This window comes from Achromobacter sp. ACM03, assembly GCF_014851665.1.
GTDB classification, from domain to species: Bacteria; Pseudomonadota; Gammaproteobacteria; order Burkholderiales; family Burkholderiaceae_B; genus Achromobacter; species Achromobacter aegrifaciens.
Window position 1 is genome coordinate 1,080,962 of record NZ_JACVAD010000001.1, and the last position, 21,768, is coordinate 1,102,729.

A 21,768-nucleotide genomic window follows, 5' to 3' on the forward strand; every position below is an offset into this window, starting at 1 on the left:
CAAAAAACAATCTTGCGGCGCGTCATTATTTTTCGCTTTTGTTGTTTTACTATACGAACATGACACTGAATCCCAGACAGAGCGCCCTGATCGAAATGGTGCGGGCCCAAGGCTCGGCCTCGATCGAGGAACTCGCCAAACGCTTTGACGTCACGCTGCAGACCGTGCGGCGCGACGTCAATATTCTTTCCGAAGCGGGCCTGCTGTCGCGCTTCCATGGCGGCGTGCGCATCGAAGCGTCCACCATCGAGAACATCGCCTACCGCAAGCGCCAGGGCCTGCACGCCGCCGGCAAGCAGCGCATCGCCGAGGCCGTGGCCCGCGCCGTGCCCGACGGCTGTTCGCTGATCCTGAACATCGGCACCACCACCGAAGCCATTGCGCGCGCCCTGCTGCGCCATCGCGGCCTGCGCGTCATCACCAACAACCTGCACGTGGCCGACATTCTCTCGGACAACCCGGACTGCGAAGTCATCGTGGCCGGCGGCGTGGTGCGTTCGCGCGACCGCGGCATCGTCGGCGAAGCCACCATGGACTTCATCCGCCAGTTCAAGGTCGACATCGGCCTGATCGGCATCTCCGGCATCGAGGCCGACGGCACGCTGCGCGATTACGACTTCCGCGAAGTGCGCGTGGCGCGGACCATCATCGAACAGTCGCGCGAAGTCTGGCTCGCCGCCGACAGCAGCAAATTCAAGCGCCAGGCCATGGTGGAACTGGCGCACATCTCGCAAATCGACCGCTTCTTCACCGACGCGCATCCGCAAGAGCCGCTGGCGCAAGTCCTGCTGGACGCCGGCGTGCGCTGCGACGTGGCGGCCGCCCCGAATACCTTGAAGCAAACACCTTGAATCCCATGAACCAACCCCTAGCCCCCGTCGCCCCGCCCGACCGCAACCGCCTCCTGAACACGCTGGACAACACGCACTCCTGGGACGTGATCGTCATCGGCGGCGGCGCCACCGGCCTGGGCACGGCGGTCGATGCCGCTTCGCGCGGCTATCGCACCCTGCTGATCGAAGGCGCGGACTTCGCCAAGGGCACGTCCAGCAAGGCCACCAAGCTGGTGCACGGCGGCGTGCGCTATCTGGCGCAGGGCAACGTCAGCCTGGTGCGCGAAGCGCTGCATGAACGCGGCCTGCTCAACCGCAACGCGCCGCACCTGGTGTGGCCGCTGGGCTTCGTGGTGCCGGCCTACAACCTGTTCGACCAGCCCTTCTACGGCATCGGCCTGAAGATGTACGACATGCTGGCCGGCAAGCTGAACCTGTCGCCCAGCCGCTGGCTGTCGCGCCGCGACACGCTGGCCAATGCGCCGACGCTGGCCGAGAACGTGCAGGGCAAGAATCTCAAGGGCGGCGTGCTGTACTACGACGGCCAGTTCGACGACGCCCGCCTGGCCGTAAGCCTGATGCGCACGCTGTTCGACCTGGGCGGCACCGCGGTGAACTACATGCGCGCCACCGGCCTGACCATGACGGGCGGCAAGGTCGACGGCGTAACGGTGCAGGACGCGATCGGCGGCGCCAGCTTCACGTTGCGCGCGCGCTGCGTGGTCAATGCCACCGGCGTGTGGGTGGACGCGGTACGGCGCATGGAAGACAAGAACGCGCAGACCATGGTGGCGCCCAGCCAGGGTGTGCACCTGACCTTGCCGCAGGATTTCCTGCCGGGCAAGCGCGCCATCCTGATCCCCAAGACCGACGACGGCCGCGTGCTGTTCGTGGTGCCATGGAACGGCCACACCATCGTCGGCACCACCGATACGCCGCGCGACGATCTGCCGCTGGATCCGCAGGCGGGCGCGCAGGATGTGGATTTCATCCTCAGCACCGCGGCGCGCTATCTCAGCCGCAAGCCCACGCGCGACGACGTCACCAGCGTCTGGGCCGGGCTGCGTCCGCTGGTCAAGGCCACGGGCGAAGCCTCCACCAAGTCCTTGTCGCGCGAGCACACCATCCTGGTGTCCAAGGCCGGGCTGGTGACCGTCACCGGCGGCAAGTGGACCACCTACCGCCGCATGGCGCAGGACGTGGTCGACACGGCCATCCAGCACCAGCTGCTGACGCAGGCCACCTGCCGCACGGAATCGCTGCCGCTGCATGGCGCGGCGGGCCTGGCGCCGTCGCAGGAGCATGCCGGCACGCCGGACAGCTACTACGGCAGCGACCTGCCGGCCCTGAAGGCGCTGCCCGGCGCGGACCGCATGCTGGTCAGGAGCAGCGGCTTGTCGGAGGCGCACGTGCGTTTCGCCGCACGGTACGAACTCGCGCGCAGCGCCGAGGACGTGCTGGCGCGGCGCAACCGCGCCTTGTTCCTGGACAGCGAGGCCGCGATGCTGGCGGCGCCCGAAGTGGCTCGCATCCTGGCCGAAGAGCTGGGGCATGATGCCGCGTGGCAGCAGCGCACGCTGCAGGAATTGGCGGTGGTGGCAGCGAATTACCGCTTGAAGTGACCGCCCATCCGGAGTGCCCGACCCGTCGGCGATGCTGACGGGATCTGCGCTACGGAACCCTTAGGGGGCTCTTCGCGATCATCGCTTCGAACGTGCGCAACAGGGCCGGGTCGCATTTGGCGCCGGCTTCCTGGTTCAGGATGCGCATGATCTCCGCATGCGTGCGCGCAGGATGGTAGGGACGCGCATCGCCCAGGGCGTCGTAGGAATCTGCCAGCGAAATGATGCGCGAATGCAGCGGAATGTCCTCGCCCGCCAGTCCTGCGGGATAGCCCGAACCGTCGAAGTGTTCGTGATGATGGCGCACCGCCCGCGCGATCAGCTCGCGTTGCGGAATGTCGCTGTGCATGATGATGTCGGCGCCCACTGCGGCGTGCGCCTTCATGATTTCCCAATCGTCCTTGTCCAGCCGCTTCGGCGAATACAGCACACGATCCGGCGTGCCGATCTTGCCGATGTCATGCAGGCGGGCAGCGACCGCGACCGCCTCCTGTTCGGATTCCGGCAGGCCGCAGGCCCGGGCCAGCGCCACGCTCAGCGCAACAACTCTTTCGGAATGGCGGCCGGTGGCCGGGTCGCGCGCCCGCATGGCGGCAAACAAGGCCGCCACGCAGGAGCCAGCGGGATATTCGGGTACGTCTGGAGGCATCGGTCATCGCGCGCAATGGGCTCTTGCCGCTTTGCGCTGTAGCAAAAGGTCGCGATTCTGACACATTGCGCAGCAATCCTTGCCGATCAGATGCCGCGCGCCAGGGCAAAGCAGAGCCGGACCCGCCCCCGCATCCCGCGGGAACCGGGTCCGGCCCGCCAGCGCTCAATCCTTCAACCTGTCCAGCAGCGCCTGCGCCACGCCGACGGAAGATGCAGGATTCTGGCCCGTGACCAGCAAGCCATCGCCGACCACGTGCGGCTGCCAGTCCGGGCCGCTGCTGTACTGCCCGCCCAACTGCTTCAGCTCGTCCTCGACCAGGAAAGGCACCACGTCGCTCAACTGCACGGCCGCCTCTTCGGCGTTGGAAAAGCCGGTGACCTGCCTGCCCTGCACCAGCGGCTTGCCGTCGGCCGTCTTGGCGTGGCGCAGCACGCCGGGCGCATGGCATACGGCCGCAACGGGTTTGCCCGCCGCCAGCATGGTCTCGATCAGCGAGACCGAATTGGGATCTTCCGCCAGATCCCACAAGGGGCCGTGGCCGCCCGGGTAGAACACGGCGTCGTAGTCGGCCGCCTGCACCTGCGCCAGCCGCAAGGTGGCGGCCAGTTGCCGCTGCGCGTCCTTGTCCTGGCGAAAGCGCCGCGTGTCGTCGGTCTGGGCGTCGGGGTCATCGCTCTTGGGGTCCAGCGGCGGCTGGCCGCCTGCGGGCGAAGCCAGCGTGACCTTGGCGCCCGCGTCGACGAAGGCGTAGTACGGCGCAGCGAATTCTTCCAGCCAGAATCCGGTCTTGCGGCCGGTGTTGCCCAGCGTGTCGTGGGAAGTCAGCACGATCAGGATGTTCATGTGGCGCTCCTTTCGTCCGGGCCGACGCGCACAATGCGCTTGCCGGCGTTTTCACCCCTGAGCAGCCCGATCAGGCCGCGCGGCGCGTTCTCCAGTCCATCGACCACGTCCTCGCGATACTTGATGCGGCCTTGCTTGATCAAGCCCTCCATCGCCTCGCGGAATTCGCCGTAGCGGTGCGCGTATTCGTTGAAGATGATGAAGCCCTGCATCTTGAGGCGCTTGGTGAGGATGGTGCGCATCAGCAGGCCCAGGCGGTCCGGCCCTTGCGGCTGGCTGGTGGCGTTGTAGGCCGAAATCAGGCCGCAGACCGGTATCCGCGCGCGCGGGTTCAAGAGCGGCAGCACCGCGTCGAAGACCGCGCCGCCGACGTTCTCGAAATACACGTCGATGCCCTGCGGCACGGCGCGCGCCAGGCGGCCTGGCAGGTCGGGCGCCTTGTGGTCCAGGCAGTCGTCAAAGCCCAGTTCCTGGACTGCGTAGCTGCACTTGTCCGCGCCGCCCGCGATGCCGACCACCTTGCAGCCATGGATCTTGGCGATTTGGCCGACCACCGCCCCCACCGCGCCGCTGGCCGCGGCCACCACCACGGTCTCGCCCGCCTTGGGCTGGCCGATGTCCAGCAAGCCCATGTAGCCGGTGAAGCCGGGCATGCCCAGCACGCCCAGCGAATAGGACGGGTGTTCGGGATTGGGACCCAGCCGCAGCAGGCCGGCGCCATCGGACAGGGCGTAGTCCTGCCAGCCGGATTGCGCCAGCACCCACTCCCCTGGGCGGTAGTCGGGATGGTTGGAGGCTTCGACCCGCGTCACCGTGCCGCCGACCATGACGCCGCCGACCTGCACCGGTTCGGCATAGGACGGCGCGTCGCTCATGCGGCCGCGCATATAGGGATCGAGCGACAGGTACACGGTGCGCAGCAGCACCTGGCCGGGGCCGGGCTGCGGCACCTCGCCGGTTTCCAGGCGGAAATCGCGGTCTGCCGGCTCGCCTTGCGGGCGCGCGGCAAGCACGATGCGGCGGTTGATGGAAGACGATTGGGGCATGACGGTCCAGCCTCCTGCAAGAAAGCCGCCCGGGCCTGGCGCACACAACCCGGATGGCGGGATGGGGTACCGGCCCATTACACCATCTAAGCCGGCGCATCCGGCGTGTAACCCTGAAGCGCGCCCCTCTTTTAATTAATTAATAATTTAATTAACATACGCGCCATGCGTTCCGCTCCCTCTACCCCGTCCCGCCGGCCCGGCCGCCCGCCGCGACCCGACAATGCCGCCGCCCGCGCCAACCTGCTGGACACCGCCACCGGCCTGTTCGCGGCCCAGGGCGTGGCGGCCACCACGCTCACGCACATTGCGCAACGCGCCGGCGTCACCACGGCGATGGTGCATTACTACTTCAAGAGCCGCGACCAGTTGATCGACGCGGTCGTGCAGGAGCGGATCGTGCCGGTCATCGGCTACGTCTGGTCGCCGTTGCCACAACCTCAGATTCCCGCAGCGGACCCCGCCGCTGCCGCGCGCGCCTTCATCGCCGAGGTCGTGGGCCGGCTGGTGCAAAGCGCGGTCGAACGGCCCTGGCTGCCGGCCCTGTGGCTGCACGAGGTCGTGAATGAAGGCGGCCAGCTGCGCGAACGCGTGCTGCGCCATCTGCCCGTCGAGCGCCTGCAGGCCTTCATCGGCCTCATCGCCGAATGCCAGCGCGCGGGCGCCATCACCCCGGACGTGGAACCGCGGCTGGTCTTTCTGTCCGTCCTGGGCCTGACCCTGCTCCCGCTGGCCACCTCCGGCCTGTGGCGGCGCGTCCTGCTGGACGCTGCGCAACCGCAGGCCATAGACACCCGCGCGATCGCGGCCCACGCCATCGCCATGCTCACCGGCGGCCTGTTCTCGCCGTCCGCCCCGACTCCCGCCACTCCAGGACGCTGACCATGCGCATCCCTCCCGCCTTGCGCCGCCCCCTGCCCGCCTCTGCGCTGGCCTTGCTTGCCCTGGGCGGTTGCGGCAAGGACAACGGCGCCTTTTTCCAGGGCTACGCCGAAGGCGAATATGTCTACGTGGCGTCGTCCGAGGCCGGCCGGCTGGCCGAGCTGCCGGTGCGGCGCGGCCAGCAGGTGCAAGCCGACGCGCCGCTCTTCGCGCTGGAAGCTACGCGCGAAACCGCGGCGCGCGACCAGGCCAGCGCGCAATTGGCCGCCGCCGTGGCCCAGGAAGAAGACATCGCCACCGGCAAGCGTCCACCCGAAGTGGACGTCAGCCGCGCCCAATTGGCTCAGGCCGAGGCGGCCAGCCGCCGCTCGGCGGCACAACTGCGGCGCGATACCGACCAGTTCCGCATCGGCGGCATCGCGCGCGCGCAGCTGGACGACAGCCGCGAACAGGCGCAATCGGACGCGGCGCGCGTGCGCGAGTTGCAGGCCCAGCTGGAAGTGGCCCGCCTGCCTGGCCGCGACGACCAGCGCCGCGCCCAGGCCGCCCAAGTCGATGCGGCCCGCGCCGCGCTGGCCCAGGCGGAGTGGACGCTGGCGCAAAAGCGCCTGGCGGCGCCGGCCGCGGGGCTGGTGTTCGACACGCTCTACCGCGTGGGCGAATGGGTGCCTGCCGGCAGTCCGGTCGTCAGCCTGCTGCCGCCGGGCAACATCAAGGTGCGCTTCTTCGTTCCGGAAACGGCGTTGGGCGCGCTGAAGGTGGGGCAACAGGCGACGGTGCGCTGCGATGGCTGCGGCGATCCCATCCCCGTGCGCATCGACTACATATCGACCCAGGCCGAGTACACGCCGCCCGTGATCTACAGCCGCGAAAGCCGCAGCAAGCTGGTCTACATGGTGCAGGCGCGGCCAGCGCCCGAAGCCGCCACGCGGCTGCATCCGGGCCAGCCGGTGGAAGCGGTGCTGCAATGAGCGCACCCGCCGCCACGCAGGAAGCGTCCGCCGGGCAATACGTCATCGACGTGCACGGCCTGAACAAGCGCTTCGGCAGCAAGCACGTCGTCAACGACGTGTCGCTCCAAGTGCGGGAAGGCGAGATCTTCGGCTTCCTGGGCCCCAACGGCAGCGGCAAGACGACCAGCATCCGGCTGATGTGCGGTTTGTTGACGCCGGATTCGGGCAGCGGGACCTGCCTGGGCTACGACATTCTGCGCGACAGCGCGCAGATCAAGCGGCACGTCGGCTACATGACGCAGAAGTTCTCCTACTGGGACGACCTGACCATCCGCGAGAACCTGGATTTCGTGGCGCGCATGTACGGCATGCCCGAACGGCGCGCGGCGGTGGACCGCGCGCTGGAAGACCTGGGCCTGCAAAGCCGCGCCGGCCAGTTGACGGGTTCCTTGTCCGGCGGCTGGAAGCAGCGCCTGGCGCTGGCAGCCTGCCTGCTGCATCAGCCGAAGCTGCTGCTGCTGGACGAACCCACCGCGGGCGTGGACCCGACCGCGCGGCGCGACTTCTGGGAGCAGCTGCATGAACTGGCGGCGCGCGGCATCTCGGTGCTGGTCAGCACGCACTACATGGACGAGGCCGAACGCTGTCACAAGCTGGCCTATATCTCCTATGGCCGGCTGCTGACGCAAGGCACGGCCGAGGACGTCATCGCCGAGCAAGGCCTGACCACCTGGGCCATCCACGGCCACAACCTGGTGCCTCTGGCGCAGCGCCTGCGCAACGCGCCGGGCGTGGACCAGACCGTGGCCTTCGGTTCGGCGCTGCACATCAGCGGCCGCGACGCCGCCCTGCTGGAACGCACGCTCAGGGACGCCATCGCCGGCCAGGACCTGACCCTGGAACCCATAGCCACCAGCCTGGAGGATGTCTTCATCTACCTGATGAAACGCTCCACCGACAACTTCGCGAGCCCGCCATGATGCGCCATCTGCAAGGCTTTTCCTGGTCGCGCTGGTGGAGCATGGTGCTCAAGGAGTTCCTGCAGCTACGCCGCGACCGTATCACCTTCGGCATGATCGTGGGCCTGCCCATCATGCAGCTGGCGCTGTTCGGCTACGCCATCAACACGGATCCCAAGCAGATGCCGACGGCGGTCATCGCCGCCGACCACAGCCCGTTCACGCGCAGCTTCGTCGCGGCGATGAAATCGTCCGACTACTTCCACATCATCGAAGAACTGGACAATGAAGAAGCGGGCCGCGCGGCCTTGGCGCAAGGGCGCGTCCTGTTCGTCCTGACCATTCCGCCGGACTTCAGCCGCAAGCTGCTGCGCGGCGAGCGCCCCGCGCTGCTGATCGAGGCCGACGCCACCGACCCCATGGCGACCGGACTGGCCATCGGCGCGGCCACGCAGTTGTCGCAGGCCGTGGCGACCAAGGACCTGACCGGACCGCTGGCCAGCCTGGCCGGCGGCCAGCCGCCATTCGACGTGCTGGTGCACCAGCTCTACAACGAAGAGCAGATCTCGCAATACAACACCGTGCCGGGCCTGATGGGCGTGATCCTGACCATGACGCTGGTGATGATGACCGGCCTGGCCATGACGCGCGAGCGCGAACGCGGCACGATGGAAAACCTGCTGGCGATGCCGGTGCTGCCCATCGAAGTGATGACGGGCAAGATCGTGCCGTACATCGCGATAGGCCTGATCCAGTCCAGCATCATCCTGCTGGCCGCGCACTTCGTCTTCCACGTGCCGTTCCAGGGTTCGCTGTTGGCCGTGTACCTGTCTGCGCTGGTGTTCGTGGCCGCCAACCTGACCGTGGGCATCACGCTGTCGTCGCTGGCGCAGAACCAGTTGCAGGCCATGCAGCTGACCATGTTCTATTTCCTGCCCAACATGCTGCTGTCCGGTTTCATGTTCCCGTTCCAGGGCATGCCGATGTGGGCGCAATACCTGGGCAACCTGCTGCCGCTGACCCACTTCAACCGCCTGATCCGCGGCATCCTGCTCAAAGGCAACGGCTGGTGGGACTTGTGGCCCAGCATCTGGCCGCTGCTGGTGTTTACCGTGGTCGTCATGACCGCCGCCGTGAAGTTCTACCGCCGCACCCTGGATTGAACCGCCATGTCCCGCTCCACGCCCTTGCCCTTCCCGTCCGCCGCCGCGCCTTTGCGCCTGGCTGCGCCGGTCCTGTGCGCGCTGCTCGCGGGCTGCGCCGTGGGGCCGGACTTCGAGCGCCCGGCGCCGCCGCGGGTCGACGCCTACACCGCGCCTCGCGGTGCCTCAGCCGCCAGCGGCGCGCAACGCCTGCAGGACGGCGTCGACATCCCCGCGCAATGGTGGCAGCTGTTCCGCTCCGAAGCGCTCGACCAGCTGGTCCGGCAGGCCTTGCAGGCCAGCCCCACGCTGGAGCAGGCGCGCGCCCGCTTGCGCCAGGCCAATGAAGACCTGAACGCCGAAACCGGCGGCCGCATGCTGCCGCAGGTCGACGGCAACCTGTCGGTGACGCGGCAGAAGGTGGACCCTGCAGCCTTCGGCGTGCCGGTGGCCGAGCAGCCCCCGCCCTTCACGCTCTACAACGCGTCCATCGACGTGTCCTACACGCTGGACGTGTTCGGCGGCAATCGCCGCGCGCTGGAAGGCCTGGGCGCGCAGGTGAACTACCAGGCGCATGAGCTGCAGGCTGCGCGCATGTCGCTGGCCGCCAACGTGGTCACTGCCGCCATCCGCCAGGCCGACCTGAACGAACGCCTGGCCGACACGCGGGCATTGCTTGCGGCGCAGGAGCGGCAGCAGGACATCATGCGCCAGCGCCAGCAGGCGGGCGGCGTGTCCGAGGCCGATCTGCGCAACCAGGAGCTGCTGGTCGCGCAGACCCGGGCCACGCTGCCGCCGCTGGAATACCAGCTGGCGCAGGCCACGCACCAGCTGGCCGCCTACCTCGGGCTGGCGCCGGCCGAGCTGCGGTCCGCGCCCTTGCGGCTGGCCGACCTGACGCTGCCCGCCGACGTGCCCACCGGCGTGCCCTCGGCCCTGACCCGCCAGCGGCCCGACATCCTGGCCGCCGAAGCGCTCTGGCATCAGGCCTCGGCCAATGTCGGCGTGGCCGTCGCCAACCAGTATCCGCAATTCACCCTGACCGCCAGCTTCGGCTCGCAACGCACCCGTGCGGGCGACCTGTCCGATGGCCTGAACGTCTGGAGCCTGGGCCTGGGCCTGGTCCAGCCGCTGTTCCATGGTGGCGAGCTGCGCGCGCGCACGCGCTCGGCCGAGGCCGCCTACGACGCGGCCGCGGCCGGTTACCGTCAAACAGTGTTAGAGGGCTTCCGGCAGGTCGCCGACGCCTTGCGCGCGGTGCAGACCGACGGCGACGCCTACCTGGCCAGCGACGAGGCCTGGCGCCGCGCCGACCAGGCCGAGCGCATCGCGCAAGGGCGCTACCAGGCCGGCGGCATCAGCCATCTGAGCCTGCTGGACAGCCAGCGCCAACTGCTTCAGACACGCATTGCGCGCACCGCCGCGGACGCGGCGCGCCACGCCGACACCGCCGCCCTGCTGCAGGCGTTGGGCGGCGGTTGGTGGAATGAAACGTCCGCCGACGCACCATAACGGTGCCGCGACGCGCCTTGCGTAACCTTGCCCGAGAATTCGGGTAATAAAGTGGCGTTGTGCGGGGTTTAGGAAATCGCTGTATCCGATGCATCATGCATGCGCTCATGCTGCACAGATCACAACGATTCATGAATGACCTACTAGACCTGATCGTCTTCTCTCCCGATCCCGGAGTGCGCGCGCACCGCGGCGCGGCGCTGGCGGAAATGGGCTTCTCGCCCCGGTTGTGCGAAGACTCCAATAACTTGTTCCGCCTGTTTCAGGCCCGCCGCACCCCATTGCTGGTGATGGAAGCCGAGCTGTCCGATCTCTGCATGGCCGTGGCTGGCCTGCGCGCCCTGGACACCACCGCGGGCATCGTCGCCATCTCCACCTTCGACTCGCCCGAAAATCGCATACTCGGCCTGCACTGCGGCGCAGACGTCTGCCTGCCCTCTGACGCGGGCGCAACGGAAATCGCGGCCGCGTTGCAGGCGCTGGTGCGGCGCATCCCCGCGCCTGGCCGGCGCGCCGTCGACGCCGAGCCGCGCCCGGCGCAGCCGGCGCCAGGCGACGCGGCAGGCAAATGGCAATTCCATGATGCGGCCTGGACGCTGGTCAGCCCGCAAGGCAAGCGCCTGGCCCTGACGCTGGCCGAGCGCGAGTTCCTGCTCAAGCTGACGGCTTCCGCCGACAAGCGCCTGCCGCGCGCCGACGCAGCCATCACCGATTCGCATGGCGGCCACGAATCGATGCGCCGCACCGACGTGCTGGTCAGCCGCCTGCGCCGCAAGGCCCAGGACCTGAACCTGGAATTGCCGATCCGCACCGTCTGGGGCTGGGGTTACGCCTTTACCGGAGAAATCTGAGGAGGCTGGCCCGGATCAGCGTACGCGCCGCCGCGGCGCCGCGCGGCGGGCGTATCATGCGGCGTACGAGGCCGACTCCCGGCCTGCGCCCCGCCACATCCCGATCTACGCGCCCCGACATGGAAGTCTACGAACGCCTGCAAGCCTTGCTTGCCCAGAACCAGGCCCGCTACCGCCTGATTGAACACGCCGCGGCCGGCCGCTCCGTCGAAGTCGCCGCGATCCGCGGCACCGAGGTCAGCCAGGGCGCCAAGGCGCTGGTCTGCCGCGTCAAGATATCCTCCAACCAGCGCCGCAACGTGCTGGCGGTGTTCCCGGCCGACAAGCAGGCCGACCTGGACGCCATTGCCCGCGCGGCCGGCGGCAAGAAGGCCTCGCTGGCGTCGCAGGACCTGGCGCGAGAACTCACCGGCTGCGAGATCGGCGCCATTCCGCCCTTCACTTTCAATCCGGACCTGCACCTGCTGGTGGACCCAAGCCTGCGCGAGCGCCACGGTGAAATCGTATTCAACGCCGGCCGCCTGGACGCCTCCATCCTCCTGAATACGGAAGACTACTTCCGGCTGGCCGCGCCCGACGAGGCGCCGCTGATCAAGGCCTGATCCCCAGGCCGCGCCACGAGGCCGCCGTGTTCCGTTCCTCGCTGAAACATGTCGCGCGCAACGCCAACATGCGTTGGCTGATGAGCCTGGCGCACATGGAGCCTTCGCCCGTCAGCCGCTGGGTGGCGCTGCGCGCCGCGCTGGCCATCGGCCTGCCTTCGGCGGTCGGACTCGCGCTGGACCAAAGCGCGGCGGCGGCCCTGGTTGCGCTAGGCGCGCTGCCCGCCATCACCGGCGACAACGGCGGCCCATACCGCAACCGCGCCCTGTCCATCGGCGCCACCGTGTTCGGCGGCGCGCTGGGATATTTCCTCGGCACCCTGATTGCAGGGCACGGACTGTGGACGTCCGCCGCCATGACGCTGCTGGTACTGGCGGCCAGCCTGGTCGGCACCTTCAACAACATCGCCGCCGTCTCCACGCTGCAATTCGCCGCCTATGTCATCGTCGGCGCCAGCCTGACGTCCACCCTGCCGCCCTGGCTGCCTTCGGTGCTGGTGGGAGCCGGCGGCCTGTTCGGCCTGGCGCTGACCCTGACGGGCTGGGTGGTCCACCCGACGGCGCCCGAGCGCGCCGCCGTCGCCATGGCCTACCGCAAGCTGGCGGCCATGTTCGCCGCCATCGGCACCTCGCACACCATGAGCGCGCGGCGCGACATGGAAGCGGCCATGACGACCGCCTACGACACCGTGCTGGCCGCGCGCCGCAGCGCGGCCGGCCCCTCCCCGCGACTGGCCCGGCTGGCGGCCCAGTTGCAAGCCTGTACGCCTCTCACCAACACCGCCCTGGAGCTGGCCCGCGCCGGACGCGTGCTGCCGCGCGACTGCGCGCGGGTCATGAACCGGCTCGCAGACCGCGTGGAAAACGACGCAACGCCGGACCCGCGCGAGGACATCGCGGCCTTGCGCCACGTGGACATGGCCCCCTTGGCCGACGCGCTGGCCCAAGTGCAGCCCCTGCTGGACGGCGGCGCGCTGTCCGAAGCCGACGCCTTTGCCGGCCTGCCGCCGGCGCGGCCGCGCACGCCCTGGCGCGTGCTGGCGCGCACTTACCGGCCGGGGCCGACCACCTTGCGCTACCTGGTGCGGCTGGGCCTGTGCCTGATCGCCGCCGAGGCCGTGGCGCTGGCGGCCTCGCTGCCGCGTTCCTACTGGGTGCCGCTGATCGTGGTGGTGGTGTTCAAGCCCAACTTCGGCTCGGTGTTCGCGCGGGCGCTGCAAAGCTGCGCGGGCAGCGTGGTGGGCGTGGCGATCAGCGCGACCGTGCTGGCGCTGGACCGCAACGGCATCGTCAGCCTGCTCACGGTGGCGGGGCTGGCGTCCCTGCTGCCTTGGTCGGTGCGGCGCAACTACGGCTTGTTTTCCGCCATCCTGCTGCCCATCCTGATGCTGCTGATCGGCGCGCTGCAACCAGGCAGCTGGCCCATCGCGCTGGCGCGCCTGATCGATGTGGCCGTGGCCGCCGGCATCGTGCTGCTGGTGGGCTACCTGCCATGGATACGGATAGAACGCGGCAACCTGGACAACGCGGTCGCCGCCGCCATGGACACGCTGGCCGCCTACCTGAACACGGTGTTCCAGGCCGATCCCACCAGCCGCCACGACCTGCGCGCCAGCGCCTACGCACGCCTGTCCGATCTGCGCATCGCCTTGCAGCGCGGGCTGTCCGAGCCGCGCCTGGTCAGCCGCCGCGCACTGGCCTGGTGGCCGGTGGAGGTCGCGCTGGAACGCGTGGCCAACGCCATTTCCGACACGGCCTGGTCGCTGCCCGCCGACCAGGCCGCGCCTAGCGCCGCGGAGCTGGCGCAACTGGCGGCCAGCCTGCACCAGATGAGCGCCGCCGTTGCGCAAGGCGCGGCCATGCCGGCCGCCGCCATCGCCTCGACCGCCCCCGCGCTGCGCGACGTGGCCGCCCAGATCGAAGCCTTGCGCGCCGCGCTGGCCGGCCCGGATTTCGCGGCCGCGCCAGGCAAAGCCATCCCCGACAAACCCGCCAACCAGGTCTGAACCATGTGTCTTGCCGTACTGGCCCTGCATGCCCTGCCGGGCATCCCCGTCCTGATCGCCGCCAACCGCGATGAATTCCACCAACGCCCCACCTTGCCCGCCGCGCAATGGCCTGACGCCCCCGAGGTCTACGCCGGCCGCGACGGCCTGGCCGGCGGCAGCTGGATGGGCGCGACGACCGGCGGACGCCATGCGCTAGTGACCAACTTTCGCGAGCCGGGCAGGATGATCGAGAACGCGCCTTCGCGCGGCGCGCTGGTCGAAGACTATCTGCGCGGCACGGTCTCCCCGGCCGACTACCTGGCGCAAGTGCATGCCGCCGGCCAGGCCTACAACGGCTTCAACCTGATCGTGGGCGATGCGCGCGAAGCCTGGTATCTCAGCAATCGCGACGGCGGCCCGCGGCACCTGGCTCCGGGCGTCTATGCCCTGTCCAACCATCTGCTGGACACGCCCTGGCCCAAGCTGGCGCGCACCAAGGCGGCTTTCGAGGCCGTGCTGCGCAGCGGGCCGCAGCCCGACCTGCCCGCGCTGATGGCCGCCCTGGCCGACCGCCAGCCCGCCGACGACGCCGACCTGCCCGCTACCGGCCTGCCGCTGGATCGCGAAAGGCTATTGAGCAGCCCGTTCATCGTCAGTCCGAACTATGGCACGCGCAGTTCCAGCGTACTGGCGCTGCGCGATGATGGCGCCGGACAGCTGGATGAAAGGCGCTTCGCCCCGGACGGCTCGGTCAGCGGCGAAAGCCGGCTGACATTTTCCTGGAGCGCGGCACGCGGTACGCTTACCTAGGCTGCGGAAACAATCGGTTGATATCGGAGACCCGCGGGTGCGAACTCCGCGCCGGCATGCGGGTCGAAATGTTCATGCGCGCACGACACCGCGCAGATCGTCCTATTCAGGAGAGTCTCATGAACAAGCGTTTAGAACGCTGCACCATGGCCGCCGCGATGGCGCTGGGCAGCATGGCCTTTGCCGGCGTCCTGTCCACCGCCCAGGCAGGCATGCCGGCAGTGCAGCAGCAGGGTTCGGTGCAATACGTCAGCGGCGGCATCGGCCTGGACGAATCCGAGGCCATGAAGGCCGCAGCCAAGGACTATCCGCTGGCGCTGACGTTCGCGGCGCAACGCGGCGGCCAGGCGGACTACGTCGCCAATGTCGCCGTCACCATCAGCGATGCGCAGGGCAAGTCCGTGCTGCAAACCACTGCCGAAGGCCCGTACATGCTGGTCAAGCTGCCGGCCGGCAACTACAGGATTTCAGCGACCTACAACGGCCAGGCCCAACAGCGCGAAGTCTCGGTGCAGAACTCTGGCACCGCGCGCGCCGTGTTCGAATGGAAGTAGCGGCTTTCATGGCCCGCGCTTGAAAGCGCGCGCCACGGCTTCGATTTCGTTGGTCCAGATCCCGCCCGCGTATCCCGCCGGCACGCGGCGTATGTCCTCGGGGGTGTCGATGCCCGTGGAATGGCCCTCGCCGGCGTAAGGACCGAGCAGGAACACGCTGCTGCCCGCCGTCTCCATGCGGTCCAGGAAGCGGCCGGGCCAGCCCCACAACCAGGGCGCGACGTTCACCGGCACCGTCAGCGCCATGCCGCGGCAGACCTGCGGAACGTGGCCGGTCCAGCCCGCGGCCGCATAGCGCAACAGGCAGGACTTCAGGTCCGAGCGCGTCAGCGTGCGCACGCCCGGCGCCAACTGGCGCAACCGGCCTACCGGCTCCTCGCCCCCATACACCATGATGTCTGCCCGCCTGGCCGGCGGCATGCCGTTGAGCACCGCCGCCAACGCCGCGCCCTCCTCCGCATCGCGGCTCTTGACGTTGATGAGAAAGCGCTGGCGCGGAAACGCCTCCAGCACTTCGGACAGCGTCGGCATCAGGCCCACGCCGCGCCCGCGGAACGGAAAGGTCTTGCCGCCATCGGCGGTATAGCCGTAGCCGATGTCCAGCGCCTTGAGTTCGGCCATCGTGTGTTCGCGCGTCGCGCCGCGGCCCTCGGTGCGGCAATCGACCGTCCAGTCGTGGAACACGGCGAACTGGCCATCGGTGGTGGGATGGACGTCGATCTCGACGATGTCCGCTCCGGCCTCGAAGCTCGCGCGCATGGACGCGATGGTGTTTTCCAGATAGCCGTGGGTGGGTTCGACGATGCGGGTCGCGGTGCAGGTGTCCCGCTCCAGGCCCGCCGCGTCGTAGCGTTGCGCGATGCCGCGATGCGCGAGCAGCGTCACCCGCGCACCGGGATCGGGCGCCGCCCAGTCAGCGTTGTTGATGTAGATGAAGCCTAGCAGCGCGATGGCCGCCAGTGCCGCGACACGCCGCTTGCGCATGGCGCCGTCCGTCAGACGCCCGCGAACAGGATCGCGATGATGAAGCCCACGCTGATGGCCCACACCAGCGAACGCAGCGCGCCCCAGCCCGCCAGGTACATGGCCAGATAGCCCAGCCGCACGCCCAGCCAGCAGGCCATCAGCGTGGCCACGTGCGCGGGCGGCGCCTGGGTATACAGCGCGAACAGCACCGCCGCGTAGAAGAACGGCAGCGATTCAAAGGTATTGGTCTGCGCCGCATTGGCACGCGCGCGCCAACCTTCCTGGCGTGCCAGCCAGGCGCGCGGATCATTGTTGTCGAACTTCTTTCCGCCCGCCTTGGCGACGATGGCCGACACGAAAGGCAGCACTGCCGCCGCCAACATCAACCACGCGATCATCTTCATAGTCTGGCTCCCAGGTATCCGGCAGGCGCCAGGATACCTGGGTTCGCGGCGCGGCGTCAGCACACGCGCTCAGCGGTCCGGCGCGCATGCCGTGCGGCCCGCAAAGAGCCGCGCGTTTACACTCAGCCCTTTCAACGCCCGTCCACGCCCGTGTCCGCGCTAAGCCCCTGGTCCGCACTGTTCATCGCCGCCGCCATGTTGTGGCCACCCGCCACCCGCCGCTGGGCGCTGGCGCCTCTCGCCGCCGCCTACGCCTGGGCCTGGAGCGATGGCACGATAGACGCCGTGGCGCTGGCCTCGCCTGCGTTGCTGATCCTGGCCGCCGTGCTGGTCCGGCCCGCATCGGGCGCGCTGGCGCGCACCGCCGGCCATGCGCTCTTCATCGCGCTGGCCGCGCTGCTGTTCCTGCACCTGCTGCCGGGCTTTCACAACCCGCAGGTCATCGCGCCAGCGCCACTGAGTCCGGACGCCGTGCCTTTCGGCATGTACCTGAACCTGGACAAGCCGCTGGTGGCGTTCTGGGTCGTGCTGGCGCTGACGCCGCCGATGGCGGGACTGACTCCGCGCGCCACGCTGTCGTCCGCGTTCCTGGCTTGCGCGGGCGCCGTCGCCATCTGCCTGGGCTGCGCGCTGGCGCTGGGCGTGGTCGGCTGGGCGCCCAAGTGGCCGCAATCGGGCTGGATCTGGCTGATCAACAACGCCTTGCTGGTGACCTTGGCCGAGGAGGCGCTGTTCCGCGGTTATCTGCAACAGCGGCTGACGGACTTGTGGCGCGGCCGCGCCTGGGGGTCGTGGGCGGCGTTGATCATCGCGGCCGTGCTGTTCGGCCTGGCGCATTACGCAGGCGGCTGGCAATGGATGCTGCTGGCCAGCCTGGCGGGCGCGGCCTACGGGCTGGCCTACAAATACGGCGGCCTGGCCGCTGCGGTGCTGGCGCACCTGGGCCTGAACGCGGCGCACTTCGGCTTGTTCACCTATCCGATGCGCGCCGTGTTCTGAATGCCGGACCCGCCGGTCAGGCCAGGGCCGGATAGTCGGTGTAGCCGCCCGGGCCCGGCGCATAGAACGTGGCCGGGTTGGGCCGGTTCAGCGGCGCCTTGAGTTCGAAGCGGCGCGCCAGGTCCGGATTGGCGATGTACTGCACGCCAAAAGCCACGGCATCGGCGCGGCCCGCGGCAATGGCGGCCTCGGCGGACTCGCGGCCGAATCCTTCGTTGGCGATGTACGTGCCGCCGAATTCGGCCTTGAGCATCGGGCCCAGGCTGTCGGCGGCTTCGTATTCGCGCACGCACAGGAAGGCGATGCCGCGCTTGCCCAGTTCACGCGCCACATAGCCGAAGGTGGCGGCCGGGTTGGAATCGCCCATGGTGTGGATTTCCCCGCGCGGCGACAGATGCACGCCCACGCGGCCCGCGCCCCACACCGATATACAGGCATCCACAGCTTCCAGCAGCAGCCGCGCGCGGTTCTCCAGCGAGCCGCCATAGGCGTCAGTGCGATGGTTGGTGCTGTCCTGCAGGAACTGGTCCAGCAGATAGCCGTTGGCGGCATGCACTTCCACGCCGTCGAAACCGGCCTCCATGGCCATCTTCGCGCCGTGGCGGTAGGCCTCGACCACGCCCGGAATCTCGGCCGTTTCCAGCGCGCGCGGCGTGACGTAGGCGCGCTCCGGACGCACGTGGCTGACGTGGCCGCGGGCGGCAATGGCGCTGGGCGCCACCGGCAGTTCGCCATCCAGGAACATGGGGTCGGAGATCCGGCCCACGTGCCAGAGCTGCGCGACGATCAGGCCGCCGGCCCGGTGCACCGCGGACGTGACCTTGCGCCAGCCCTGGACCTGTTCGGGGGTCCACAGGCCCGGCGTATCGGCATAGCCCACGCCTTGCGGGGTGACGGCCGTGGCTTCGGTCAGGATCATGCCGGCGCCGGCGCGCTGGGTGTAGTACTCGACCATCAGGTCGTTGGGCACGCGGCCCGGACTGGCGTGCATGCGCGTCAAAGGCGCCATGACGATACGGTTGCGCAGCGTCAGATCGCCTGCGCGCAGGGGTTCGAAAAGTTGGCTCATGCGTAAATCCTTGGCCCCGGATCAGGGGCCGCTGGCGGCGTAGCGGGGCTACATATCCTGGTTCAATTGCCGCAGGAACGCGGCAATGGCGGCTTCGTTGCGACGGTAGAAAATCCACTGCCCCACCTTGGTCGCCGAGATCAGGCCCGCGCGCTGCAGAACGGCCAGGTGCGAGGACACGGTGGACTGGGACAGTCCGCAGCGTTCGTCGATGTGGCCCGCGCATACGCCATGCTCGAAAGTATGGCCCGGGCGTTCCTCGAAGTACGCGTGCGGCGTCTTCAGCCAGGCAAGGATGTCGCGCCGCACCGGATTGGCCAACGCCTTGAGGATGGCGTCGGCGTCAATGGCCGGTAACGAGGCGGCTGGGTCGGAGCTGGAAGTGGAGACCGTCATATTGAAGTATCGCAATTTATCGAATCTTATATCGGAAGTATTCGATATATAGTCATGCCCCTGTGGCGGACAGGGCTTTATGGCCCCGGCATCCGCGCCCGGCCATCCGCCACGGATGCCCCCATAGCCGCCCTTCCCCTTCCTTCCGCGCCGCTCAGGCCACGAGCCTATCCAGCACCGACCACCCCGCCCGCGCCTCGATGGCTTCGCCCGCGGCCAGGCACAGGTCTTCGCGGAACCGCCCCGCCACCAGATGGACACCCATCGGCACACCGTCCGCCAGGCCGACGGGGACCGACAGGCCAGGCAAGCCCAGGATCGCGGTCGAGACCAGCGGGCTCTGCGCGCGCAGTATGTCGCCCATGGCCGCGTCGCCTTGCTGGTCCTGGTCGATCGGGAATGGACGCTCGAACGACACCGGCATGAGCAGGACGGGATAGCGGTCGAAGAATGCGCCCCACTCCCGCAGTATCGTGGTGCGCAGCGCCAGCGCCTGGATAAAGCCGTCCTTGTCCAGCGGCGAGGTGTGCGCAAGCATGCTGCGGTAGGCGCGCTGTATCGCCGCGTCGCCTGCACGCTCGATTTCGCGGCCCATGGAGCCGGACGCTTCGTTCATCAGCACGCTGCGCCATAGCTCGGCCGCTTCCTCGAACCTGGGCGGCGTTGCTGTTTCGACGATGTAGCCCGCGTCTTCCAGGTACTTTGCGGCGCGCAGCAAGGCATCCAGCACAGCGGGATCGGATTTCAGGGCCGAGGTGCCGCAGAACAGCGCCACCCGCCGGCTATCTCCAGGCTGGCGCAGGTCCAGCGGCGCGGGCACCCACCACGGATCGCGGGAATCGCCCGCCGACATGGCCTCCAGCCCCAGTCTCAGGTCGGCAATGTTCCGCGCCAAGGGGCCCTGGGTCGCGGCCAGTTGGGAAGCCACCGGACGCTCCGATTTCTGGCTGGCGTTGTAGGCCGGCACCCGGCCTTGCGAGGGCCGCAGCCCCGCCACGCCGCAGGCATAGGCCGGATACCGGATCGATCCACCCTGGTCGCTGCCATGCGCCAGCGGCCCCATGCCCAGGGCGGCGGCGACGGACGCGCCGCCGCTGGAGCCGCCCGGCGTGCGCGCGGCGTCGAACGGGTTGACGGTGCGGCCATGCAGGTCGTTGTCCGAAAACCAGCGCCAGGAGAATGCCGGAACGTTGCTGCGGCCGATCACGACCGCGCCGGCCTTGAGCCAGTTGTCGACGGCGGGATTGTTCTCCCTGGCAATGAGGTCCCGGTACGCGACGACGCCATTGGTCGTGGCCGACCCTGCCAGATCGGCGTTGGCCTTGATGGTGACCGGCACGCCATGCAGGAGGCCCAGCGGCGCGCCCCCGCGCACCGCGGCGTCGGCGGCATCGGCCGCCTTCAGTGCCTGGTCGGCGCAGATCTCGGTAAGCGGATTGAAGACCGGATTTAGCTGTGCCGCCCGCTGCAGGCAGCTCTGCACGGCCTCCCGGCTGGAAACTTCCCGCTGGCGGATGGCCTGGGCCAGATCGACGGCGCTCCAGCGCCAGAGTTCGTTCGTCATGATGGCTCCCTGTGGGGTTGAACGCAGTCAGTCGGCCGACGCGCCGGAGCGCTTGACCATCTCGCCCCACCGCGGGATCTCGCTGGCGATGAGGCTGGCGAACTGTTCGGGCGTGGACGGCGTCGCATCGACGGACAGCGTTTCGTTGAGCTTGAGCACCGCGGGGTCCTGCAGCGCCTTGGCGATGGCGCGATTGAGCTTGTCGATGATGGGCTTGGGCGTACCGGCGGGCGCGACGATGCCGCCCCAGGACACCACCTCAAATCCCTTCAAGCCGGATTCGTCGAGGGTGGGCACGTCCGAGAGGACAGGCACACGCGTGAGGCTGGTCGCCCCCAGCACCTTTACCTGTCCGGAGCGGATGAAGGGCAGCACGCCCGCGACGTTGTCGATCATCACGTCGAGCTGCCCGCCCACGATGTCGCCCACTGCCTGCTGGCCGCTCTTGTACGGGACGTGCAGCATGGTCGTGCCCGTCTCGCTCTTGAGCATTTCCCCGGCCAGATGGGCGCTCGATCCCACCCCCAACGAGCCGACGCTGACCTTGCCCGGATGCTGCCTGGCATAGCTGACCAGGCCCTGCACATCGCTTGCCGGGAAGTCGTTGCGGGCGATCAACACCAGGGCATTGCTGATGGCCAGGCTGATGGGCGCAAGGCTGCGTTGCGGGTCGTAAGGCAGCTTCGAGTACATGCTCTTGTTGATTGCCAGCGTGACCAGATTGCCGAAGCCTATCGTGTAGCCGTCCGGCGCCGCCGCGGCCAGCGCCTGCGTGCCGACAATACCGCCCGCCCCTCCCCGGTTGTCGACGATCACCGGTTGGCCGAGTTCGCGCCCCAGGGCGTCCGCGATCGGGCGTAGCACCACGTCGGGACCGGACCCCGCCACATACGGCACGATGAGCTTGACTGGCCGTTGGGGCCAATCAGCCTGCGCCGCGCCGGCGCCTGCCGCTCCCAGCAAGGCAAAACACAATGAAATGGCCTGACCTACACGACGGGGAAAGATCTGCATGGCTTGCTCCTGAAGTACGGGACTGCATGGTCTTGTCGTCGTGAAGCTTAGAGATCGCCCGCGCTGCGCATAAGGCTATTTCTTTGTTAAGGTGACAACTACAGGTT

General features: G+C 68.7%; 22 protein-coding genes. 13 read left to right on the forward strand and 9 right to left on the reverse strand.

Annotated features, from left to right (window positions below; genetic code table 11):
* The first annotated feature begins 59 nt into the window (after nt 1–59).
* Both IB257_RS04905 and IB257_RS04910 read left to right on the forward strand, forming a co-directional pair.
* Nucleotides 60–851 carry a DeoR/GlpR family DNA-binding transcription regulator gene (locus tag IB257_RS04905; RefSeq protein WP_013394120.1) on the forward strand — a complete coding sequence of 264 codons (792 nt, stop codon included), beginning with the start codon at nt 60–62 and terminating at the stop codon, nt 849–851.
* Nucleotides 852–856: 5 nt separating this feature from the next.
* Entirely contained in the window at nt 857–2,455 is a 1,599-nt protein-coding gene (locus tag IB257_RS04910; protein WP_054454808.1) for a glycerol-3-phosphate dehydrogenase/oxidase, read from the forward strand.
* 49 nt (nt 2,456–2,504) lie between these two features.
* On the opposite strand, the gene IB257_RS04915 is transcribed toward IB257_RS04910, so the two are convergent.
* The 3 genes from IB257_RS04915 to IB257_RS04925 form a co-directional block, all read right to left on the reverse strand.
* Nucleotides 2,505–3,104 (reverse strand): HD-GYP domain-containing protein, encoded by a 600-nt coding sequence (locus tag IB257_RS04915; protein ID WP_054453873.1) that lies wholly within the window; start codon nt 3,102–3,104, stop codon nt 2,505–2,507.
* Between the two features lie 165 nt (nt 3,105–3,269).
* A complete protein-coding gene (locus tag IB257_RS04920) occupies nt 3,270–3,950 on the reverse strand; it encodes a type 1 glutamine amidotransferase domain-containing protein (protein ID WP_119449637.1) in 681 nt (226 codons plus the stop codon).
* On the reverse strand, nt 3,947–4,996 hold the full coding sequence (locus IB257_RS04925; RefSeq protein ID WP_192491936.1) for an NADP-dependent oxidoreductase: 1,050 nt from the start codon (nt 4,994–4,996) through the stop codon (nt 3,947–3,949). Before IB257_RS04925 ends, IB257_RS04920 begins: the two co-directional genes overlap by 4 nt.
* 165 nt (nt 4,997–5,161) lie before the next feature.
* On the opposite strand from IB257_RS04925, the gene IB257_RS04930 reads away from it, so the two are divergent.
* The 10 genes from IB257_RS04930 to IB257_RS04975 all read left to right on the forward strand — a co-directional run bounded on the left by IB257_RS04930 (nt 5,162) and on the right by IB257_RS04975 (nt 15,249).
* A complete protein-coding gene (locus IB257_RS04930; RefSeq protein ID WP_054453865.1) occupies nt 5,162–5,878 on the forward strand; it encodes a TetR/AcrR family transcriptional regulator in 717 nt (238 codons plus the stop codon).
* Nucleotides 5,879–5,880: 2 nt separating this feature from the next.
* Entirely contained in the window at nt 5,881–6,849 is a 969-nt protein-coding gene (locus IB257_RS04935) for an HlyD family secretion protein (RefSeq protein WP_175213471.1), read from the forward strand.
* Nucleotides 6,846–7,811, forward strand: coding sequence for an ABC transporter ATP-binding protein (locus tag IB257_RS04940; protein WP_054453859.1), 966 nt, complete (start codon nt 6,846–6,848; stop codon nt 7,809–7,811). Before IB257_RS04935 ends, IB257_RS04940 begins: the two co-directional genes overlap by 4 nt.
* A complete protein-coding gene (locus IB257_RS04945) occupies nt 7,808–8,953 on the forward strand; it encodes an ABC transporter permease (RefSeq protein WP_054453857.1) in 1,146 nt (381 codons plus the stop codon). Before IB257_RS04940 ends, IB257_RS04945 begins: the two co-directional genes overlap by 4 nt.
* A gap of 6 nt (nt 8,954–8,959) precedes the next feature.
* Nucleotides 8,960–10,444 carry an efflux transporter outer membrane subunit gene (locus IB257_RS04950; RefSeq protein ID WP_192491937.1) on the forward strand — a complete coding sequence of 495 codons (1,485 nt, stop codon included), beginning with the start codon at nt 8,960–8,962 and terminating at the stop codon, nt 10,442–10,444.
* 131 nt (nt 10,445–10,575) lie between these two features.
* Nucleotides 10,576–11,295, forward strand: coding sequence for a response regulator transcription factor (locus IB257_RS04955; RefSeq protein WP_054454806.1), 720 nt, complete (start codon nt 10,576–10,578; stop codon nt 11,293–11,295).
* Nucleotides 11,296–11,414: 119 nt separating this feature from the next.
* Nucleotides 11,415–11,897, forward strand: a complete 483-nt coding sequence (locus tag IB257_RS04960) for a YbaK/prolyl-tRNA synthetase associated domain-containing protein (RefSeq protein WP_054453853.1) — start codon at nt 11,415–11,417, stop codon at nt 11,895–11,897.
* 26 nt (nt 11,898–11,923) lie between these two features.
* Nucleotides 11,924–13,903 carry an FUSC family protein gene (locus tag IB257_RS04965; protein WP_370540086.1) on the forward strand — a complete coding sequence of 660 codons (1,980 nt, stop codon included), beginning with the start codon at nt 11,924–11,926 and terminating at the stop codon, nt 13,901–13,903.
* A gap of 3 nt (nt 13,904–13,906) precedes the next feature.
* A complete protein-coding gene (locus IB257_RS04970; RefSeq protein WP_192491938.1) occupies nt 13,907–14,695 on the forward strand; it encodes an NRDE family protein in 789 nt (262 codons plus the stop codon).
* Between the two features lie 119 nt (nt 14,696–14,814).
* A complete protein-coding gene (locus tag IB257_RS04975) occupies nt 14,815–15,249 on the forward strand; it encodes a carboxypeptidase-like regulatory domain-containing protein (protein WP_054453848.1) in 435 nt (144 codons plus the stop codon).
* A 6-nt stretch (nt 15,250–15,255) separates the two neighbouring features.
* On the opposite strand, the gene IB257_RS04980 is transcribed toward IB257_RS04975, so the two are convergent.
* On the reverse strand, nt 15,256–16,233 hold the full coding sequence (locus IB257_RS04980) for a glycerophosphodiester phosphodiesterase family protein (protein ID WP_192491939.1): 978 nt from the start codon (nt 16,231–16,233) through the stop codon (nt 15,256–15,258).
* An 11-nt stretch (nt 16,234–16,244) separates the two neighbouring features.
* Nucleotides 16,245–16,619: an MAPEG family protein gene (locus IB257_RS04985; protein WP_054453844.1), complete on the reverse strand. Its 375-nt coding sequence runs from the start codon at nt 16,617–16,619 to the stop codon at nt 16,245–16,247.
* A 150-nt stretch (nt 16,620–16,769) separates the two neighbouring features.
* Between IB257_RS04985 and IB257_RS04990 the strand changes: the two genes are divergently transcribed.
* The gene (locus IB257_RS04990; protein WP_370540087.1) at nt 16,770–17,618 is read left to right on the forward strand and encodes a lysostaphin resistance A-like protein; all 849 of its coding nucleotides are present in this window, start codon (nt 16,770–16,772) and stop codon (nt 17,616–17,618) included.
* 16 nt (nt 17,619–17,634) lie between these two features.
* Here the strand turns inward: IB257_RS04990 and IB257_RS04995 are convergent, their stop codons facing one another.
* From IB257_RS04995 to IB257_RS05010, 4 genes are all read right to left on the reverse strand, one after another.
* On the reverse strand, nt 17,635–18,687 hold the full coding sequence (locus IB257_RS04995; RefSeq protein WP_054453840.1) for an alkene reductase: 1,053 nt from the start codon (nt 18,685–18,687) through the stop codon (nt 17,635–17,637).
* A gap of 48 nt (nt 18,688–18,735) precedes the next feature.
* Nucleotides 18,736–19,083: a helix-turn-helix transcriptional regulator gene (locus tag IB257_RS05000; protein ID WP_054453838.1), complete on the reverse strand. Its 348-nt coding sequence runs from the start codon at nt 19,081–19,083 to the stop codon at nt 18,736–18,738.
* Nucleotides 19,084–19,237: 154 nt separating this feature from the next.
* Complete coding sequence (locus IB257_RS05005; protein ID WP_192491940.1) at nt 19,238–20,647, reverse strand: amidase family protein; 1,410 nt, start codon at nt 20,645–20,647, stop codon at nt 19,238–19,240.
* Between the two features lie 27 nt (nt 20,648–20,674).
* Nucleotides 20,675–21,661: a tripartite tricarboxylate transporter substrate binding protein gene (locus tag IB257_RS05010; protein ID WP_054453834.1), complete on the reverse strand. Its 987-nt coding sequence runs from the start codon at nt 21,659–21,661 to the stop codon at nt 20,675–20,677.
* Between the last annotated feature and the right edge of the window lie 107 nt (nt 21,662–21,768).

Excerpts from the sequence above, each read along its gene's own strand:
- IB257_RS04955 (WP_054454806.1), top strand. The coding sequence starts at position 10,576 with ATGAATGACCTACTAGACCTGATCGTCTTCTCTCCCGATCCCGGAGTG.
- IB257_RS04985 (WP_054453844.1), bottom strand. The coding sequence starts at position 16,619 with ATGAAGATGATCGCGTGGTTGATGTTGGCGGCGGCAGTGCTGCCTTTC.
- IB257_RS04945 (WP_054453857.1), top strand. The coding sequence starts at position 7,808 with ATGATGCGCCATCTGCAAGGCTTTTCCTGGTCGCGCTGGTGGAGCATG.
- IB257_RS04975 (WP_054453848.1), top strand. The coding sequence starts at position 14,815 with ATGAACAAGCGTTTAGAACGCTGCACCATGGCCGCCGCGATGGCGCTG.
- IB257_RS04935 (WP_175213471.1), top strand. The coding sequence starts at position 5,881 with ATGCGCATCCCTCCCGCCTTGCGCCGCCCCCTGCCCGCCTCTGCGCTG.
- IB257_RS04980 (WP_192491939.1), bottom strand. The coding sequence starts at position 16,233 with ATGCGCAAGCGGCGTGTCGCGGCACTGGCGGCCATCGCGCTGCTAGGC.
- IB257_RS04940 (WP_054453859.1), top strand. The coding sequence starts at position 6,846 with ATGAGCGCACCCGCCGCCACGCAGGAAGCGTCCGCCGGGCAATACGTC.
- IB257_RS04960 (WP_054453853.1), top strand. The coding sequence starts at position 11,415 with ATGGAAGTCTACGAACGCCTGCAAGCCTTGCTTGCCCAGAACCAGGCC.
- IB257_RS04910 (WP_054454808.1), top strand. The coding sequence starts at position 857 with ATGAACCAACCCCTAGCCCCCGTCGCCCCGCCCGACCGCAACCGCCTC.
- IB257_RS04905 (WP_013394120.1), top strand. The coding sequence starts at position 60 with ATGACACTGAATCCCAGACAGAGCGCCCTGATCGAAATGGTGCGGGCC.
- IB257_RS04920 (WP_119449637.1), bottom strand. The coding sequence starts at position 3,950 with ATGAACATCCTGATCGTGCTGACTTCCCACGACACGCTGGGCAACACC.
- IB257_RS05005 (WP_192491940.1), bottom strand. The coding sequence starts at position 20,647 with ATGACGAACGAACTCTGGCGCTGGAGCGCCGTCGATCTGGCCCAGGCC.
- IB257_RS05010 (WP_054453834.1), bottom strand. The coding sequence starts at position 21,661 with ATGCAGATCTTTCCCCGTCGTGTAGGTCAGGCCATTTCATTGTGTTTT.
- IB257_RS04970 (WP_192491938.1), top strand. The coding sequence starts at position 13,907 with ATGTGTCTTGCCGTACTGGCCCTGCATGCCCTGCCGGGCATCCCCGTC.
- IB257_RS04950 (WP_192491937.1), top strand. The coding sequence starts at position 8,960 with ATGTCCCGCTCCACGCCCTTGCCCTTCCCGTCCGCCGCCGCGCCTTTG.
- IB257_RS04915 (WP_054453873.1), bottom strand. The coding sequence starts at position 3,104 with ATGCCTCCAGACGTACCCGAATATCCCGCTGGCTCCTGCGTGGCGGCC.
- IB257_RS05000 (WP_054453838.1), bottom strand. The coding sequence starts at position 19,083 with ATGACGGTCTCCACTTCCAGCTCCGACCCAGCCGCCTCGTTACCGGCC.
- IB257_RS04925 (WP_192491936.1), bottom strand. The coding sequence starts at position 4,996 with ATGCCCCAATCGTCTTCCATCAACCGCCGCATCGTGCTTGCCGCGCGC.
- IB257_RS04930 (WP_054453865.1), top strand. The coding sequence starts at position 5,162 with ATGCGTTCCGCTCCCTCTACCCCGTCCCGCCGGCCCGGCCGCCCGCCG.
- IB257_RS04995 (WP_054453840.1), bottom strand. The coding sequence starts at position 18,687 with ATGAGCCAACTTTTCGAACCCCTGCGCGCAGGCGATCTGACGCTGCGC.